Below are 15,543 nucleotides of genomic sequence, written 5' to 3' on the forward strand. Positions count from 1 at the left end.
CCGAAGGTTCGCGGAGGTCGCTGCCGATAGGGCCGGTATGTGTCGGCCCGCTTCGTTCCTTAGGAGGATGGCGGCTGTTGCGGGGGGGCCGGGATCGTTCGGTCCCGAGGCTGAGGGTGCGGCCCTGCGGCGTCCCCTGCCCTGCCCTGCCGGAGCGAAGCTCGACGATCAGTCCGGAAGAAGGCGTGGTGGCGGGCCTGGCGCCCGGGTTTCCCCGGTGGTGGGGAGCCGTGGCGCCGGAGGGGGCGGCGGCTGTGCAGGAGAGCGGCCTGTTGCCAGCGGGTGCGGTTGCGCGGGTCGCGGGCGTGTCACGCGAGGGGGTTTGGCCGGGCCGCCCACGTCGTCCTCGATAGGGCATGTCTGACCGAAGGCCGGCGTCGCTGGCGCGGCGCCTCGCTCTTAAATGCCGGCAACGGCCGGTCGCGACTTTCTTCCCCTGGGCTTCGCCCATTCCTCGCGAGGCAACAAAGCCGCGCCTCGGCCGCCCTCCACGCTGTTCCGGCCCCGATGGGGTGCAGGCCGATCGCCTCCGGTCTGTCGACCGCCATCGAGGCCGCGATGGGCGCGGCTCGCAAACCTCAAGAGGACACGACAATGGCGACCATCGGCACCTTCACCTCCAACAGCAACGGCTTCACCGGCACGGTTCGCACGCTCGCCCTGAACGCCAAGGCTCGGATCGTCCGGGTCGAGAACCCCACCGAGAAGGGCCCGCACTTCCGCATCTACGCCGGCGCCGTCGAGCTCGGCGCGGCGTGGCAGAAGACCTCGAACGAGGGTCGCGACTACTTCTCGGTGAAGCTGGACGATCCGAGCTTCCCCGCCCCGATCTACGCCACCCTGGTCGAGGTCGAAGGCGAGAGCGACCTGCAGCTCATCTGGTCCCGCCCCAACCGCGACTGACGTCCCCAAACGGCCCCGCCAAAAGGCGGGGCCGTCGTCATTTAGACCTTCCGCCGGGCTGCGGCCGATCCAATGCTGCCAGACGTCCGGGCATGGCAAGTAGTTTCCGGGCAGCGGCGATCATCGCTTCGGCGATGGTCGGGTAGGTTTCGGCTGAACTTACCGCTATCCCCGTCGGGAACGTCACCGTCGCCTGATAGCCGTTGCCATTCGGTGTTGCAGAGAGCGTGATTTCCGACATCTCGGTCCCTCACGTCGGCGTTTGGACTTTAATGGATGCTCTGGCCCAAATCGTATGGCGAGCATTGAGGCACTCGAGCGCCACCTCAACACGATCTTGACGTCGCCCCCCGATCAGCTGGGCTCGACAGCGCCAGGATGTTAGCAACCCTCTATAATGAGGTGGACGGACTCGAACCTGCGGCAGCGGATTTGGACTAGAGCTGGCCGCAGCTTCCGACCGACTAGCTATCCGTGGAGCTCTAGATGCCGGACCAACACTAACGCTGAGTGGCGTACCGGGACCTTGCTGACGACCGAGCATCCAGCGCTAATATTGCGTCTTCCGTGTTGACTGAAGGAGAAACGCGTGGCTGAGGTGATACGAACTGAGAGTGACACAGATCATCGCTATCGAATAACTCGGACCCCGCGAGGCTTTCTGCTTTCGTCTGCGCAGAAGGGGGAAATTGGCCTGATGACGGGCCCCTCGGAATGGCTCTACAAGACCAGCGACGCGGCTGAGGCCGGTCTGGAGGTCGTCATGCTGATGAATGCGTGGTGGGGCGCTATGAGCCGCGGATATCCCGTCGGCGATCTGCCGCAGCGCTGCGAAAAAGCGAACGCAGTGCATTCTGATATTGTTGGTGCGCTAAATGACCAACCATTGATCGGTCGGGAGGTCCGAGCGCTTCGCGAACAAGAAGACCTCGCGATGGAAGATTGACCGCAAATGCCCAGCTCGATAGCCGTCTCTAGCGTTGCGAAGAAATCATATCGGCAGGACTTGAGCAAACCCACCTTCACAAAACGCAGCGTTTGCGGCGAGAGCTTGTAACAACGTCGGCTGCCAATGATTGCGATGGAAGCGACGTCGCTCTAGATCTGCCTGAACCCGCAGATAGGTGCGCACGGTCTCCGCTCCTCCTGAGGCGAAAGCCATTCGAACAGCCGTCGCCTGGCTGGTCAGGAAAATGTTGATCTCGCGCGCGTATCGATCGTTGAGCTTCAGGCGGTCGAACACGTGAGTCAGCCTCGCCCGCGTCGTCTCGTCAACGGCGGCATCTGGGTCGATATCGAAGTCGATCAGCAAGCCGCCATTCTCGATTGCAACATTGGCTCGAAGGAAGTCGACGTCTGGGATGACTTCCAGATAGGGATGGAAAAACTGTTCCTCCGCCATCGTTGCAGCCGACTTGCTCTTCGATTGGTTGCAATCGTGGCACAGCGGCACTAGGTTGCGGACATAGACAGCCAGCGGATGATAGGTCGAGCGCGGAAGATGATGGTCGAGCTCCCGCGGCGGCGAGATCCCGCAGACGGGACAGAGCTCGATCCCGCTCATCAGATTGGCGCGCACATCGGCGAGCTTTCGCCCGGTCTGCGTGAAGTCATAGCCGCTATAAATGGCCTCGCGTAGAGGTTGGGACAGCGCGATGCCCTTCAAAGCCTCTGCCGGAGCTCCACGCGCGACATCGTAGGTGTCGTATATCTCAAGGACGCGATCCACCTCCTCTGGCGTTGCGGCGTAGCCGCGAACCACGCCGCCATGATGATAAGGTGCAATCGCCTCGAGAAGCTGATTTCGTACATCCTCGCGAGACGGACACGGCAAGGTCCTCATTTCATCTGAGCTTTCCTTGCAAAGCCCGCCAAAACATAGGCCAGCGCCTGACCACTGAGACCGGGCGAGAATTGCTGATTAACTTGCTCCACGGAGTTGAAAGCTGAGATGAGCAGATCGAGCACTTCGTGAAAATCCGTCGCGGCGCTGGTGAGACCGAACGTGTCGTGGGTCAGCGTGCCCACATTTTCGCCGAACGTCTCACGCTCAGGAACAAAGACGTCAAAATGCGATCCGATGCGCCGAATGATCCTGACATGCCGTGCCAACGTTTCCTGCAAAACCACGGGCGAGTGTGTTGCGACGATCGCAAACGCGTTTCTCTCTTCCAGAACAATTCTGATGGCGCTCATTACCGCCGCGATCAGTGGCGGATGGAGATGCGTCTCCGGTTCATCGAAGAGAACCAGGGATTTGCGCGTCGTATGAGCAACCAGCGAGGCTATGACGTGAAGGGTAATCTTGTGGCCTGTGCTCCACCCAAGAAAGGCGTTTCTGGGGTTAGATCCCAAGAGTTCCATTCGACTGGCGTCTGCGACATCAGCGAACGACGCATCGGCGAGGATCGGGGCAAGAGCCGCTTCGAACAGAGCATTGTCGCCGTTGGATGCGATCTGACCCACCAAGCGGGCGAACTCGTCGGCTAATTGTTCGAGCGATTTGAGCTTGGTGGAGGCCTTTCGATCTTCGGCGCTGACCAGAGCTCGCGCATTTTCGGCCGCTGGTCGTGCGCGCGAAGACACGAGTTGCTCGCGTACTTCCGCCACGATGTCGCGCAGGCCGGCATAGACGTAGCGTCCGCCGCCCCTTTCGATATCCGAGGCGATCTGCTCGAGTTCGGTCTCGTAGAGACCCGGCACCGAGAAATTTTCAAAGGCGCTGTAGGAAATGGCAATGATGCGCATGAATCCTATCGACGCCGGTTCGAACGTCCCAACCGCCGTCATCTGAGGCGAGGCACGATCGGACGGCGAAGCGAATGCGACGCGAGCTATTCTCGAAAGGAGAGTGCTTTTGCCCGATCCGTTCCGACCGATCAGCACCATGATGCGGCGCGGCAGCAAGACTTGGCGCTTGCTCGGTCCGATCTCTCGCTTCGTTCCCACGTAGAATATCGGCGGCGGCGCATCGAAATAAAGCTGGATGGGTGTAGACCATCCGCCGGGTTGGAACGTGAAGGAGAGATTGAGGTCTGGAAGTTCGTTGGCGTTCCGGGAGTGGATCGCCGCAGCATCTGCGAGATAGCCATCCGGATCACCATTGTCGCGAAACAATGATACCCGCCATCCTTCTTCCTGGCCAAAGATAGACACTAACTGTGGGGCCGCTACAATATCGCGCAGGATTGAGAGAATCTGGTCACGGTCGGACTGCGGCAATTCGTTCAGCCGCTGATAGTAGTCTAGCGAATTTCCGACCGAACAATAGGAGGGGCCGAGGGCTTCGAACGGCTCGGTGATCTGGATGGGCTCGCCTTTTCTTTGGCCAAGCCGAAGTATCTTGACCGACCCAATCAGCAGCGGCGCCTTGCCGCCAGCCTGATGGTAGAGGTGGTAGAGGGTCTTGAATGAAAAATCGTCCCAGTTGTCCTGCTGCAGCGCGAACTTGGTCGAGAAGGCGTCGACACCCTTTCGATTGGGAGGCAGGACACTGACGACCATCTACAACGCTCCGGTCAGGCGATTTGATGCTGCGCCAGAACGTCGTCGATCCGGTGCAAACGCGCGGTCGGGCAAACGCTTCGGGCAATGTCACAGAGGTGGCGATGATGGGTGAGGTAGATGACCTGTCCGGCTTGGGCCATGTCCGCGAATAGGCGGAACGCCTCCTCCGCACGAAAATCGTCGAAGGTCTCCATGATGTCGTCGCCGACGAACGGCACGGCGCTGCGCGCCCGCACGAACTCGTGGTATCCGGCGACACGCAGAGCCAGATAGAGTTGGAACCGCGTGCCTTTCGAAAGCTCCTCGGCGGCCTTCGAGCCCCCAGACGGGGAAAGCGCGATGAGCGTCTCGCCATCCTTTCCGGGCTGGGCGGCAAGACCCGTATAGGCTCCGCGGCTGATGGTGCGGAACGCCGCCGAGGCGCGCGCCATCATGGAGCTGCGATGGCGCTCACGATAGCTGGCGAGCGCCTGCTCCGTGGCGGCGATGCCCGCACGTAGCTGCAGATAGCGCACCGCGCCGTCCTCGATTTCCAGCAGCGTCGTGCGCCGGCGCTCCTCAATGCCGGCGACCCGGGCGTCGCCGCCGATCGCCTCCAACTGGTCGATCGCCGCCGAGCGCGTTGCAAAGAGCTCGTGACAACGCTTGTCCTGATCTTCGAACCGGGCTTTGAGCTCGATCAGCTCCGCCTCCAGCGCCGGCCGATCCGCCGCATCGAGGGCAGCCTCGGCGCTGGGGAGATCAGGCGCACGCACCGCATCAAGGATCTCACGGCCGGCATCCTCGGCCTGTCCACGGAACTCGGCCCGCCGCGCGACGTCGGCAAGCTTATCCGACACCTCTGCCAGAGACACGACCTCGAAGAACCCGGTCATCCGGTGCTTCTGCTCGTCGTGGATCGCCGACGTCTCGGCAAGCGCGCGCTGCCGTCCCCTCGCCTGTTCCAGCCGCTCAATCAGCTTCGCCCGCCTGTCGCGCTCGGCACCGGCTTCCCGGACCTCGTCGCCGATGCGCTGCGCCAGTTCGAGAACCGGCACGGTTCCGACCGGGATCCCCAACGCGCCCGCGAGGCTCGCCACCTCGTCGCGAAACGCGGCCTGGTCCTTCTCCATCTTCTCGATGCGGTCGACGAGGCCTCCCCGCTTCTCGAGCGCCGGCGCGAGATCAGCAATCGCCACGAGGATCTCGCGAACGACGCCGATGGCCGGCACCTCGGCGGTATTGGCGAGCCAGCAGCCGCGGCAGGTCTCGGTCCATGCCTCGGCCCAGGCCCCCTCTCCCGCTCCTGCCTTCTCGGCCGCACGCTCGCGCAACGCGACGTCGCGCTGGCGCTCGTCCAGTTCGGCACGCAGGCGGCGCAGCTCGGCCTCGCGGTCGAGGGCCGCCTGGGCATTGGCGAGCAGCACGTCTAAGCCCGTATCGGGCTCCTGGGGCAGGCCCGCCCGACCGAGTGTGGTGCGCAGCCGTTCCGTCGCCGCACCGGCATCCAGCTGCGCGGCGCGAAGATCCTGCTCGGCGCTCCGGACCGCTTCGCGCGCGTCGAGAGCCTTTTGCCGGCGGGCAAGCCAGTCCTCGAGCGCCGGCAGGGATGGTGTAGAAGCGAGCGAAGGCGCGATTGCATGGACCGCCTCGGCAACCTCAGCGTCGAGACCATCCAAGGCACCAGCCGCACGGCCCCTGAGCTCGACGGCCCGATCGAGATCGGCCCGCGCGACGGCGAGCGCCTGCCCGCTCTGGTGCAGCTTCGCCAGCTCGGACATGTGCGAAAACCGTCCGGCGCCGATGATGTCGTCATGGCGCAGCACTGCCTCGAAGGCATCGGCCGACGCGGCATCGAGATCGCGCCGATGCACGGCCCAGGCCTGTTCGCGGCGGGCCCGGATCTCGGCAGCCTCCTGATCGGTCACGACGCCCGTCGTGGACGAAAGGCTCGCGCGCTCTGCCTCCAGGTGGCGGACTAGCGTCGTCAGCCGTTCGGTCTCGCTCTGATGCCGGGCCAGCGTGGCCTCAGCCTCGCCGCGCGCCGCCTTCCAGCGCTGCATGCTGTCGGGACCGGGGCACGGCAGGCCGACGAGATCATCCGCCGTGCCTTGCCAGGGGCGAAGCGCAGCCAGGCGATCCCCGAGCACCCCGACAGCAGCAGTGCGGGCCCGATCAGCCAGGCGATGCCGGACATGGTGATCGGCGGAGCGCATCTGCTCGACGGTGATCGCCAGCGCCGCCATCGACCGCTCCCGCTCCTGCGCAGCTTGCGAATCCACGCCGGGCTCCGGCAGCCGCGCCGCGGTCTCGCCGAGGCGACGGCGCGCCTCGATGAGTTCGCCGGCGGCGGTACGTATCGCGGCGTCGATGCCGGAGCGCGCTTCGATCAGTTCACGCAGACGGCCGACCGTCGCCGCCGTCAGGATGAGGCGGCGGGGCTCGGCCTCCCCTTCCCTCTCGATCCGCTGGAGGATTGCCGCGATCGCGAGGTCCGCCTGCCGGAGTTGCAGCCGCCTCTCGGGAATGTCCCGCTCCGCGGTCACATGGCGCGCCCGGAGTTCGCCGAGCCGTTCCACCGGTTCGCAGAGCCGCAGGGCGGCCTCGTCCACGACGATCGCCTCGATCTCATCCGCAAGGCGCCCGACGTCTTCGGCGATTGCCTGGGTCTGGACGCCGAGTTCGATCTCCTGCTTCTGAAGCCTCGGCAGCTCGCTCACCCAGCCAGGCGGGGCTTCGGGCACGTCCGCAAGCGGAGCGAGGCGCTCGCGGATGCCGCGGAGTGCCGCAAGGCGCGGCAGCGCGGCGAGATGGCGCTGGATCTCGTCCATACGCGACTGGGTGCGGGTGCGCTCGGTGACCGCCTCGTCATAATGCGCCCTGGCCCGGTCCCGGGTCTCGACGAGCCGCGCATGGTCCGACGCCAGGGTGTCGAAGCGCTCCCGCTCCGCCTTCAGTTCCGTGAGCCGCGCCTTCAGGTCCGCAAGCGCGCCGCTGCGCGCGCGATACCGATAGAACCCATCCGCCTCTCCCCTGAGATCGAGGAGCTTGTGGCTGAGATGGGCAAGGCCGGCGCTCGCGGAGAACAGCAATTGCCCGAGATCGCCCTTGCTCGCGAGGATGCTCTCGCCACCCTTCTCAAGCGTCTCGTCGTCGAGCGAGAACATGGTGCGATAGGCGTCGCGCTCGATGCCGCCGAGCTCGCCGCGGATGGCGCTTTCGGAGATCGGGCGGTCCTCGCCGTCGAGTAGGCTGTTCTGCGGCCGCTTGATGCGTGCGAACTCCCTCGTCTCGGCGCCGAACTCCAGCGCCCCGCCGATCCGCATGGTGGAATAGGGATGGAGGAAATCGAACGGGCTCTGCGTGCCGATCCCGAACAGCAGGTCGAGAAACGCCGCGAACGCCGTCGACTTGCCGGCTTCGTTCGCCCCGTAGATGACGTGCAGGTCGGGCTGTCCCTCGACCCGCTCGCCGAAATCGATGCTGCGGTCGGTGAACTTCCCGTACCGGGTGAGGTCGAGGCGGCGAAGGCGCATGTCAGGCACCTTCCCCGGCGGCCTCGAGACGCGCCATCACGCCTTCTGCGCCGTCGCGCGCCAGGCGCGCGAGCGCCTCCCTGAAGGAGGCCTCGTCGGGGCCGAAGGCGTCGCGGCATTCCTGCGGGAGCTGCGCCCTTATCTCCTCCGCCATACCGACGAGCTCGGCCTGGAAAGCGTCGGAGCCGAGGATGTCGTCCTCGATCAGGCGATGAAGTTCGGACAGCGGATCACCGGATGACTCCACCCGCCGCTCGGGCGGGCGGACTGCAATCTCCAGCTTCTCGACCCAGCAGGCCCCGATGACCGACGCCCGCTGATCGGCTTCGGTCTTCAGCAGATCAGCGTCACGACGGAGGCGCCAAGCTAAAGGCGTCGCGCCGGTCACCTGCAGGCGGGCGACGAGATGCTCGGAGCGGGCAGCGTCCCGCCCCTTCTCCAGCGCGCGCGTCACCGCCGCCACGAACTCCCGCCAGTCCTCCAGTCCGGTAGCGTCGACGGCGACCCGTTCGAACTGCGCAATGCTGGTGGAGCGCTGCTCGATGTGGACGGAGCGATCGTCATCGATGGTGACGAGCGTGACCGACTTAGCGCCGGCCTCGTTGATGTCACGCCCCTGCGGCATGCCAGGCATCACGACGGCGCCCCGTTGCTCGACGACCGAGCGCTTGTGCACATGGCCGAGCGCCCAGTAGTCGAAGCCGGTGGCTTGAAGCTCGGCGAGGCTGCATGGCGCATAGAGGTCGTGGCCGGGCGCGCCGCCGAGGCTGGTGTGCAACATGCCGATATTGACCGCCCCATCCACCACTGGCCGGTACTTGCCGAGCAGGCTTTCGGGCGCATGCGGCTGGGCGAAGCTCAAGCCGTGGATCACGATGGGGCGGCCGCCGCGCGCGCGATCGACTTCCACCGCCTCGGCACGTCCGCTGAACAGCTTGACCGATTCCGGAAGCACGAGTTCCTTGGTGATCCTTGCGAGGGCATCGTGATTTCCGCGGATGATGAAGACGCGGATGCCGGCCTCGTGCAGGCGCCGGAGCTGCTCGGCCAGGAAGCGTGCCGTCTTCATCGAGGTCTGGTCGCCATCATAGAGATCGCCGGCGATCAGCAGCGCATCGACCTGTTCGTCCAGGCACAGATCGACGATCCGCACGAAGGCGCGCCGCGTGGCATTGCCGATGAGCTCCGCAAGCTCGGGGTCGCGCAGTGCAAGTGAGCGCAGCGGGGAGTCCAGATGAATGTCCGCCGTGTGGACGAATCGATAGGCCACCGTCTCTCGCCCCTCTTTGCACCGGTACACGTGCGGAGCTTACGGGCGGATAGAAAGACGTGATATTGAAATATCGAGTTGGGAACAGGATACCCGCGGGCAACATGCGGGGCTGAGGCTTTCTATCGGGGGACGGAATGGCTGGGGAGCCGATAGATGATGTTCTGGAATGGTCAAAGAAGCTTTCGTCCTGGAAGCAGGACGCGCTGAGACGTCTGGCGATCAGCAATGAGCTTACCGCGACCGACGTCGGTGAGCTGCTTGCTCAGGTCAAATCCGCTGCCGGATTCAAACTTCCGGCCGCGCCTCCAAAAGCCGTCCCGTTCACGAAGGCTCATTTTGGAGGCGGGAAACATCAACCCGTCATTCTGAAGGGCATCGCCAACGTCGAGAACGTGAATCGGCTGGTGCCCAGGGCGTCCCTCACCTTTTGTCCGAAAGCGCTCACGATCGTTTATGGCCGGAATGGAAGCGGCAAGAGCGGTTTTGTGCGGATCCTGCGGACGGCTTGCCGGACGCGCGTCGAAAACCTGGCCAAGCTGAAGGTTCTCGCCGACGTCTATGGAGGCACTGCCGGCCCGCAGACGGCCGAGATTGTAATCGACGCCGGCGCCGGCGACACCGCGATCCCATGGACGCCCGGCACGGTCGCGTCGCCGCAGCTCATGCAGGTCTCCGTCTTCGATACGGCCTCCGCGCAGCTTTACGTCGATGGCGGGAATCAGATCCGGTTTCTCCCGTTTGGATTGGCCCTGCCTCACCGTCTCAATGCCGTTTGCATCGGCTTGAAAGAAACGTTGGATTCCGCGCGCGCAACGGAGGTCGGGAACAAGGTCAGCCTGACGGAGATCGCTTTCGCTCCACAACGCGAAACGGCAGCCCAGCGCTTCGCCAAAGCCTTGAGCAAGTCCACAACTGATGCCCAAATCGATGCGGCGACAGTGTTCGGTGCGGCAGATCAAGAGCGGCTCGACCAGATCACAGCTTCCCTATCTGCAGGTGTCGCGGCCGCTGCCGATGCTAATGCGCTCTCCAAGTGGATCGATACCCTTGCAGTGGAGTGCGAGGCCGTCGTCTCAACGCTTACCGATGCTGCGTTGGAGCAGCTTTCGAGCCTTCATGCCGCTTCGGTCGCAGCACGCCAAGCAGCCACGATCGCTGCTGGAGAATTGTTCACCGACGAGCCCCTGGCAGGTGTCGGCAGCGATACCTGGCGAGTACTCTGGGCCGCGGCGCGCGACTACTCCGTGACGGAAGCCTACCGGGGACAGATGTTTCCGGTATTGTTCGCAGACAGCGATGCGGCTGCATGCGTGTTGTGCCAGCAGCCGCTACTGCCTGATGGCGCCAGTCGTATGCAGCGCTTTCAAAAATTCATGGACGACACCCTCGACGCTGCAGCCAGAACGGCGGAGCAGGCGGTGGCCGATGCACTCGCGAATGTTCATGACCTAGCCTGTCTTGGCGCCGACGACTTCCCTGACCGGCTCGAACAGGTGCGAAAGCGGGACGCGGAACTGGCTGATGGGCTCTCGATCTTTCAGACCTCGGCGGTGAAGCGCCGCGCGAACGCAGTTGCGCGGCTGCGAGGCGAAGAGAGCGACGCGGTCCCTCGAATGATTCTGCCGATCGAGGACGTGAAGGCTTTCGCGCTCAAGCTGAAGGCGGAGAAAGATGGGCTTGCGCAGGCAGGGAATTCCGAAGAGCGAGCCAAGCTGGCTGCGGAAAAGGCAGAGCTCGAAGATCGCAAGACGCTCGCCGCAAACAAATCGAAGCTTGTCACGCGTCGGGACTTGTTGGTTATCGACGACGCCTACACGAAAGCTCTCGCTGACGTGCAGACGAGAGGAATAACGCAGCGCGCCAACGAGTTGTTGGACACGCATCTGACGACGGCGGTGGTCACGCGTTTTGATGCCGAGCGGTTGCGCTTCGACATCATGCATCTCAATGTCGGGCTGGCCCGCAAGAGCGGTCAGACCAAGGCGGAATTCGAGATAGATCCCAAGACGAAGCTGACCAAGGTGACGTCGGAGATCCTAAGCGAGGGCGAACAGCGAGCCTTGGCCCTCGCCGGATTCTTGACCGAGGTTGCCCTGACCGACGGCTCGGGGCCGATCGTGATCGATGATCCCGTTTCCTCCCTCGACCGCGACAGAAGCGCCAAAGTGGCCGAGCGGATCGCCGAGGAGGCGACGAAGCGACAGGTCATCGTGTTCACCCATGACATCATCTTCTTTAATGAACTCTGTCGTGTAGCTGACGACGCCGGAATCGAGCCCGTCACGGTTGCGCTGTTCAGCGACAAATCCGCGGCTGGTAAAGTCGATACAGCGGGGATGCCATGGAAAGGCCAAGACGTCAGCAAGCGTATAGGACGGATAAAGAACGATGCCGCGCCGCTCGCAAAACTTCATGCGATGAGCCCAGCGGAGTACGAATATCAGGTGAAGAACCTGTATGGTCGGCTGCGCGACACTTATGAGCGCGTCGTGGAACAAGTGATTTTCAGGGACATTGTTCGACGTGGAACGGACGTCATCCAGACGCAGCTGCTTCGCTACGTTCGCCTTTCGGATGCGCTAGCCATCCGCTTCCACGAGGGGATGACCCGCGCAAACACGCATAGCCATGACAATCCGGCGGCAGACACCGTCGCTGTGCCTCAGCCCCACGAGTTCGCAGCGCATATCGCGGAGCTCGAGTTCCTGATTTCCGACCTTAAGGCCGAAAGTGAAGCTGCAGAGGCCGCTCGTCCGCAGATGAAGCCGAAGAAATGAGACTAAGAATTCGCGGGGCGCAAAGTAAAGGTGCTGATCCTGCACGCCATGACCGATATGACCGAGAAGCGCCGTCTCGACGCCAGGCCCGACCGCCCGGAACCCAATCTCGATCGCTACTCGCGCCACTATTACGACGTCCATCAGATCTGGACCCATCTAGACTATGGCGTCGCGACCGCCTCGATGCTCGACCTCGCCGAAGCCTCCCGCCAGCACAAGATGCTGATGTTTCGCGCGCGGGATCATCGGTACGACCGGGCGGTGCCGGGGAGCTATCGTCTTGTCCCCACCCCGGAGATGCGTGCAAAGCTGGCAGCCGATTATGCGTGCATGTCCGCAATGATATTCGGGACACCGCCCGCCTTCGAGGAGGTGATGGCGAGCATCGAGGCGCTCGAGCGCCACCTCAACACGATCTTGACGTCGCATCCCGATCAGCCGGACCCGACAGCGCCATGAGGATGTTCGCAACCCGCGTCTGGGGCCTGGGATTTGAACGTCTGCCGATCGCGACCTTCGGATCGGCGGGCCACCTCAACCGTCTCCTCAGGCTTGCCGAACGCGGGGACCGCCTACTGTTCGTGGGCACGAAGACAGAGCGCACGCCAGACTCCCTCCAAGGGCGATTGCTGGGAATGGCGGAGATTGGATTCGAGCCGCTGCGCACGCTCGAGATCGCCACCCACGCCGACCTCGATGCCCGCGACTTCGACGAGCGCGGCAACTACAAATTTCCTCATGCGGTCGCACTGACCCGGGCATGGCACTTCGTGCCGCAGCCGATGGTGACGGACACGTTGTCCACGCAGCTGACCATGCTCGCGACGCCGGGCGTGGAAGAGCTTGAGGAGGAAGATGTACGACGTGTCCTGGCGCTCGCTGCCGAGCCGCTCGTGCTGCCCGAGCTTCCCTCTCTCCAGCGGATGCGGCAACTGAACGAGCTTCTTCGGCCGACCACCGGCCCGAAGCCAGGCGACGTCGCCTACCGCGTTGAGCACTCGGCCCAGAACCCCGCGTCAACCTATGCCCTGCGGTTCGGCAAGAGGAACGTCTTCAAGATCGGCCATGCTGAGGACGTCGACGCGCGGCTGGCAGCCGTGAACCAGCACGTCCCGGTCGAGGTGCTCAACGAGCAATGGAAGATCTTCCTGATCCAGACATGGAAGACCTCTGTTGAGGCCTATGAGATGGAGCAACGCGTGCTGAAGCGAATGGAAACAAAACGAAGCGGCTTCGAACGTGTACTGTGCTCGGATACAGAACTGCAGTCCGCGTGGACGGCCTCTCTCCTCGCCTGATTGCGGCGGTCCCACCCCAACATGGCGAAGCCGGCAAGAGACCTACCTGAATACGATCTGCGGATTTTCGACATGGACGAGCTCGAACTGGCCAAAAAGGCCGGAGTCTATTTGCAATCCTTCGCTCGCGCTCAGCAGAACGACTGGGCTGATCTGATGCAAGGAGTCAATCCGAACCAGGGTTATGGCCGGAGCGACGAGGCGCGCAAGGCATACGGCATTGCTATGGCGCTCTATGACTGGTCCGATACGAGATGGCTCAACTGCCAGTTTCCTAGAGACTACGCATCCGCGGCCGATCTGCGTGAGATGCTCGAGCTTTCGGTGAAACAGCTTGAGCACTGGCTGATGGAGCTCACACAGGCTTGGGAGGCCTGCCAACAGCGCGACCATTATCTGGAGACACTTCCCATGGTCCTGGGCGCCATTGAGAAGGCCCAGCATGGCGTCAAAGAAGCGTTGAGGCAATTGGACGGATCAAGTCCGGCGAGCGCGAACGCGGAGGCATTCCATATCATGGCTCACTTGGCGCATATCGCGGATCGTTTCGAACAGGTCCTGCTTCGCCTCAAGAAGCGCCGAGCGAACCGCGCAGCACTCGTCATGGAGGACGAGTACGACGTGCAATATCTGTTTCAATCGCTGCTTGCGCTCGAGATCGACGACATTCGCCCCGAGGAGTTTGGCGGATCGGTCGCCGGCAGCGCAGGGCGCGTGGACACCTACCTGCCCGATTATCGATGCTGCGTCGAATTCAAGATGACGCGTGCCGGCCTGGATAATGCAACGCTGAGGAAGCAGATAGCGGACGACTTCGTCCTCTACGGTGCTGATGACCGTTATGATTTTCTGTTTGTTTTCGTCCACGACCCTCAAAAACTCATCACCAATCCAGTCGCCTTTGAAAAGGATATGTCCGTTCCCCGAACTGGTCTAAAGCAGGTCGTCGTATCGATCCGGTAACCCAGCGTTGAGGTCGGCGACGAAAGTCTGGGAAGAGTGGCTGCCGCGCAGATCCAGGTCCAGCGCGGCTCTCGCTGAACGATAGGTGCTCAAGGATGCGGTCCGATCAGTCTGATGCCACGGATCTGGTGGCGGTTTCCGCCACGCTCGTCGCGGCCTATGTTTCCAATAATTCCGTGCCGGCAGCCGAACTGCCGAAATTGATCCATGACATTCACGGTGCCCTCCGGTCGTTGGGCACAACAGCGTCGACTGAGCCGGAGAAGAAGCCTGAGCCCGCGGTATCGGTGCGCAAGTCCGTGACGTCGGATTTCATCATCTGCCTGGAGGACGGCAAGAAATTCAAATCGCTGAAACGACATCTCCGCATACAGTATGGTCTGACGCCTGCCGAGTACCGTCAGAAATGGAACCTTCCCGCCGACTATCCGATGGTCGCGCCAAGCTATGCGGAAGCCCGTTCGGCGTTGGCGAAGGCGTCAGGCCTTGGCCAGCTGCGCAAGGCGGTTGCGCCAGTTCCGGAACCCGTCGTTGCGTCCTCACCCTCAGTGATGGAGAAGCCGAAGCGCACCCCGCGCACTAAGGCAAGCGCGCCGATCGCCGTTGCGGCCGCGCCAGAGACGGCCCCGGCAAAGCGCACCCCGCGTAAGACGAAATCCGTTGCCGAGCCCGTTGCACAGCCCGCTGCCAAGCCCAAGAGGGCACGCAGGGCCGCCGAACCTACCGGCTGATGATCATGGCGTAGCCGGAGACATCAACACCGGCTATGCGATCCGCGTGACAGGCCCCGGCAGGCTCATGCTCAGCTCGCGGCGCCGGTGTCGACGCGACGGACGTCGGGGAAACGCTTCGTCCCGGCTCGAGGAACCCCGTGGCGGGCACGGCAGCCTGCCGTCGAAGCGACATCGCTCGGACCGTCATGCTTGGGAGGGGGAGACTTGCGATCAGTTATTCCAATCATCGAGCAGCTAGACCGCGCCCTGAGCGAGCTGGCCATCAATCATCCGCTCAATGGCCGCATCGCTCTGATCCTCGTCGACAACGGCCTGGAGCTGATGTGCCAGCTGAATTGCACTGATCTCTTATCCGACGTCCGCCGCCGAAGCCCGCGCGGGCTGACCCAGGAACAAAGGAATGACGCGCGGGGACGCGCCTTCGACAGGAAAGTCGGGCTCCTCGTACCCCTCCGGCGAGGGCCGCCTTGCGGAGGTTGCGCGATGACGTGAAGTCCTAGGGGTAATCCTAGGAGTAGTCATATGTCCCTTTCGCGAGTGGAGGTGATCACCTCGGTAGAGCGGCGTCGA

At 63.3% G+C, this 15,543-nt stretch carries 10 protein-coding genes and 2 pseudogenes; 7 read left to right on the forward strand and 5 right to left on the reverse strand.

The features are described 5' to 3' along the window. Nucleotides 1–594: 594 nt before the first annotated feature. A complete protein-coding gene (locus ACO2RV_RS20435; RefSeq protein WP_423296091.1) occupies nt 595–903 on the forward strand; it encodes a DUF736 domain-containing protein in 309 nt (102 codons plus the stop codon). 37 nt (nt 904–940) lie between these two features. On the opposite strand, the gene ACO2RV_RS20440 is transcribed toward ACO2RV_RS20435, so the two are convergent. Beyond that, nucleotides 941–1,144, reverse strand: coding sequence for a hypothetical protein (locus ACO2RV_RS20440; protein WP_423296092.1), 204 nt, complete (start codon nt 1,142–1,144; stop codon nt 941–943). 456 nt (nt 1,145–1,600) lie between these two features. On the opposite strand from ACO2RV_RS20440, the gene ACO2RV_RS20445 reads away from it, so the two are divergent. After that, nucleotides 1,601–1,849: a hypothetical protein gene (locus ACO2RV_RS20445; RefSeq protein ID WP_423296093.1), complete on the forward strand. Its 249-nt coding sequence runs from the start codon at nt 1,601–1,603 to the stop codon at nt 1,847–1,849. Nucleotides 1,850–1,894: 45 nt separating this feature from the next. On the opposite strand, the gene ACO2RV_RS20450 is transcribed toward ACO2RV_RS20445, so the two are convergent. Genes ACO2RV_RS20450 through ACO2RV_RS20465 form a run of 4 tightly spaced genes read right to left on the reverse strand, consistent with a single transcriptional unit; the run spans nt 1,895 to nt 9,195 of the window. Further along, nucleotides 1,895–2,746, reverse strand: a complete 852-nt coding sequence (locus ACO2RV_RS20450) for an HNH endonuclease (protein WP_423296094.1) — start codon at nt 2,744–2,746, stop codon at nt 1,895–1,897. Beyond that, nucleotides 2,743–4,407, reverse strand: coding sequence for an AAA family ATPase (locus ACO2RV_RS20455; protein ID WP_423296095.1), 1,665 nt, complete (start codon nt 4,405–4,407; stop codon nt 2,743–2,745). The genes ACO2RV_RS20450 and ACO2RV_RS20455 overlap by 4 nt, the downstream gene beginning before the upstream one ends. Nucleotides 4,408–4,421: 14 nt before the next feature. Continuing rightward, nucleotides 4,422–7,925 carry an AAA family ATPase gene (locus tag ACO2RV_RS20460; RefSeq protein WP_423296096.1) on the reverse strand — a complete coding sequence of 1,168 codons (3,504 nt, stop codon included), beginning with the start codon at nt 7,923–7,925 and terminating at the stop codon, nt 4,422–4,424. Nucleotide 7,926: 1 nt separating this feature from the next. Beyond that, nucleotides 7,927–9,195 carry a metallophosphoesterase family protein gene (locus ACO2RV_RS20465; protein WP_423296097.1) on the reverse strand — a complete coding sequence of 423 codons (1,269 nt, stop codon included), beginning with the start codon at nt 9,193–9,195 and terminating at the stop codon, nt 7,927–7,929. Nucleotides 9,196–9,332: 137 nt separating this feature from the next. On the opposite strand from ACO2RV_RS20465, the gene ACO2RV_RS20470 reads away from it, so the two are divergent. The 5 genes and pseudogenes from ACO2RV_RS20470 to ACO2RV_RS20490 form a co-directional block, all read left to right on the forward strand. Next, nucleotides 9,333–11,975 (forward strand): AAA family ATPase, encoded by a 2,643-nt coding sequence (locus tag ACO2RV_RS20470; protein WP_423296098.1) that lies wholly within the window; start codon nt 9,333–9,335, stop codon nt 11,973–11,975. Nucleotides 11,976–12,002: 27 nt separating this feature from the next. Next, nucleotides 12,003–12,437, forward strand: a pseudogene (locus ACO2RV_RS20475) (nucleotidyl transferase AbiEii/AbiGii toxin family protein); the annotation flags it as partial. After that, nucleotides 12,434–13,276: a hypothetical protein gene (locus ACO2RV_RS20480; protein ID WP_423296099.1), complete on the forward strand. Its 843-nt coding sequence runs from the start codon at nt 12,434–12,436 to the stop codon at nt 13,274–13,276. The pseudogene ACO2RV_RS20475 and the gene ACO2RV_RS20480, both read left to right, overlap by 4 nt. Before the next feature lie 72 nt (nt 13,277–13,348). Further along, on the forward strand, nt 13,349–14,239 hold the full coding sequence (locus ACO2RV_RS20485) for a hypothetical protein (protein WP_423296100.1): 891 nt from the start codon (nt 13,349–13,351) through the stop codon (nt 14,237–14,239). Between the two features lie 95 nt (nt 14,240–14,334). Continuing rightward, nucleotides 14,335–14,742, forward strand: a pseudogene (locus ACO2RV_RS20490) (MucR family transcriptional regulator); the annotation flags it as partial. Between the last annotated feature and the right edge of the window lie 801 nt (nt 14,743–15,543).

Source organism: Ancylobacter sp. VNQ12, from assembly GCF_049445835.1.
Lineage (GTDB): Bacteria > Pseudomonadota > Alphaproteobacteria > Rhizobiales > Xanthobacteraceae > Ancylobacter.

What these genes read in the sequence shown, in the direction of transcription:
- ACO2RV_RS20460 (WP_423296096.1), bottom strand. Translation starts at nt 7,925, where the DNA reads ATGCGCCTTCGCCGCCTCGACCTCACCCGGTACGGGAAGTTCACCGAC.
- ACO2RV_RS20470 (WP_423296098.1), top strand. Translation starts at nt 9,333, where the DNA reads ATGGCTGGGGAGCCGATAGATGATGTTCTGGAATGGTCAAAGAAGCTT.
- ACO2RV_RS20485 (WP_423296100.1), top strand. Translation starts at nt 13,349, where the DNA reads ATGGACGAGCTCGAACTGGCCAAAAAGGCCGGAGTCTATTTGCAATCC.
- ACO2RV_RS20450 (WP_423296094.1), bottom strand. Translation starts at nt 2,746, where the DNA reads ATGAGGACCTTGCCGTGTCCGTCTCGCGAGGATGTACGAAATCAGCTT.
- ACO2RV_RS20480 (WP_423296099.1), top strand. Translation starts at nt 12,434, where the DNA reads ATGAGGATGTTCGCAACCCGCGTCTGGGGCCTGGGATTTGAACGTCTG.
- ACO2RV_RS20445 (WP_423296093.1), top strand. Translation starts at nt 1,601, where the DNA reads ATGACGGGCCCCTCGGAATGGCTCTACAAGACCAGCGACGCGGCTGAG.
- ACO2RV_RS20435 (WP_423296091.1), top strand. Translation starts at nt 595, where the DNA reads ATGGCGACCATCGGCACCTTCACCTCCAACAGCAACGGCTTCACCGGC.
- ACO2RV_RS20455 (WP_423296095.1), bottom strand. Translation starts at nt 4,407, where the DNA reads ATGGTCGTCAGTGTCCTGCCTCCCAATCGAAAGGGTGTCGACGCCTTC.
- ACO2RV_RS20440 (WP_423296092.1), bottom strand. Translation starts at nt 1,144, where the DNA reads ATGTCGGAAATCACGCTCTCTGCAACACCGAATGGCAACGGCTATCAG.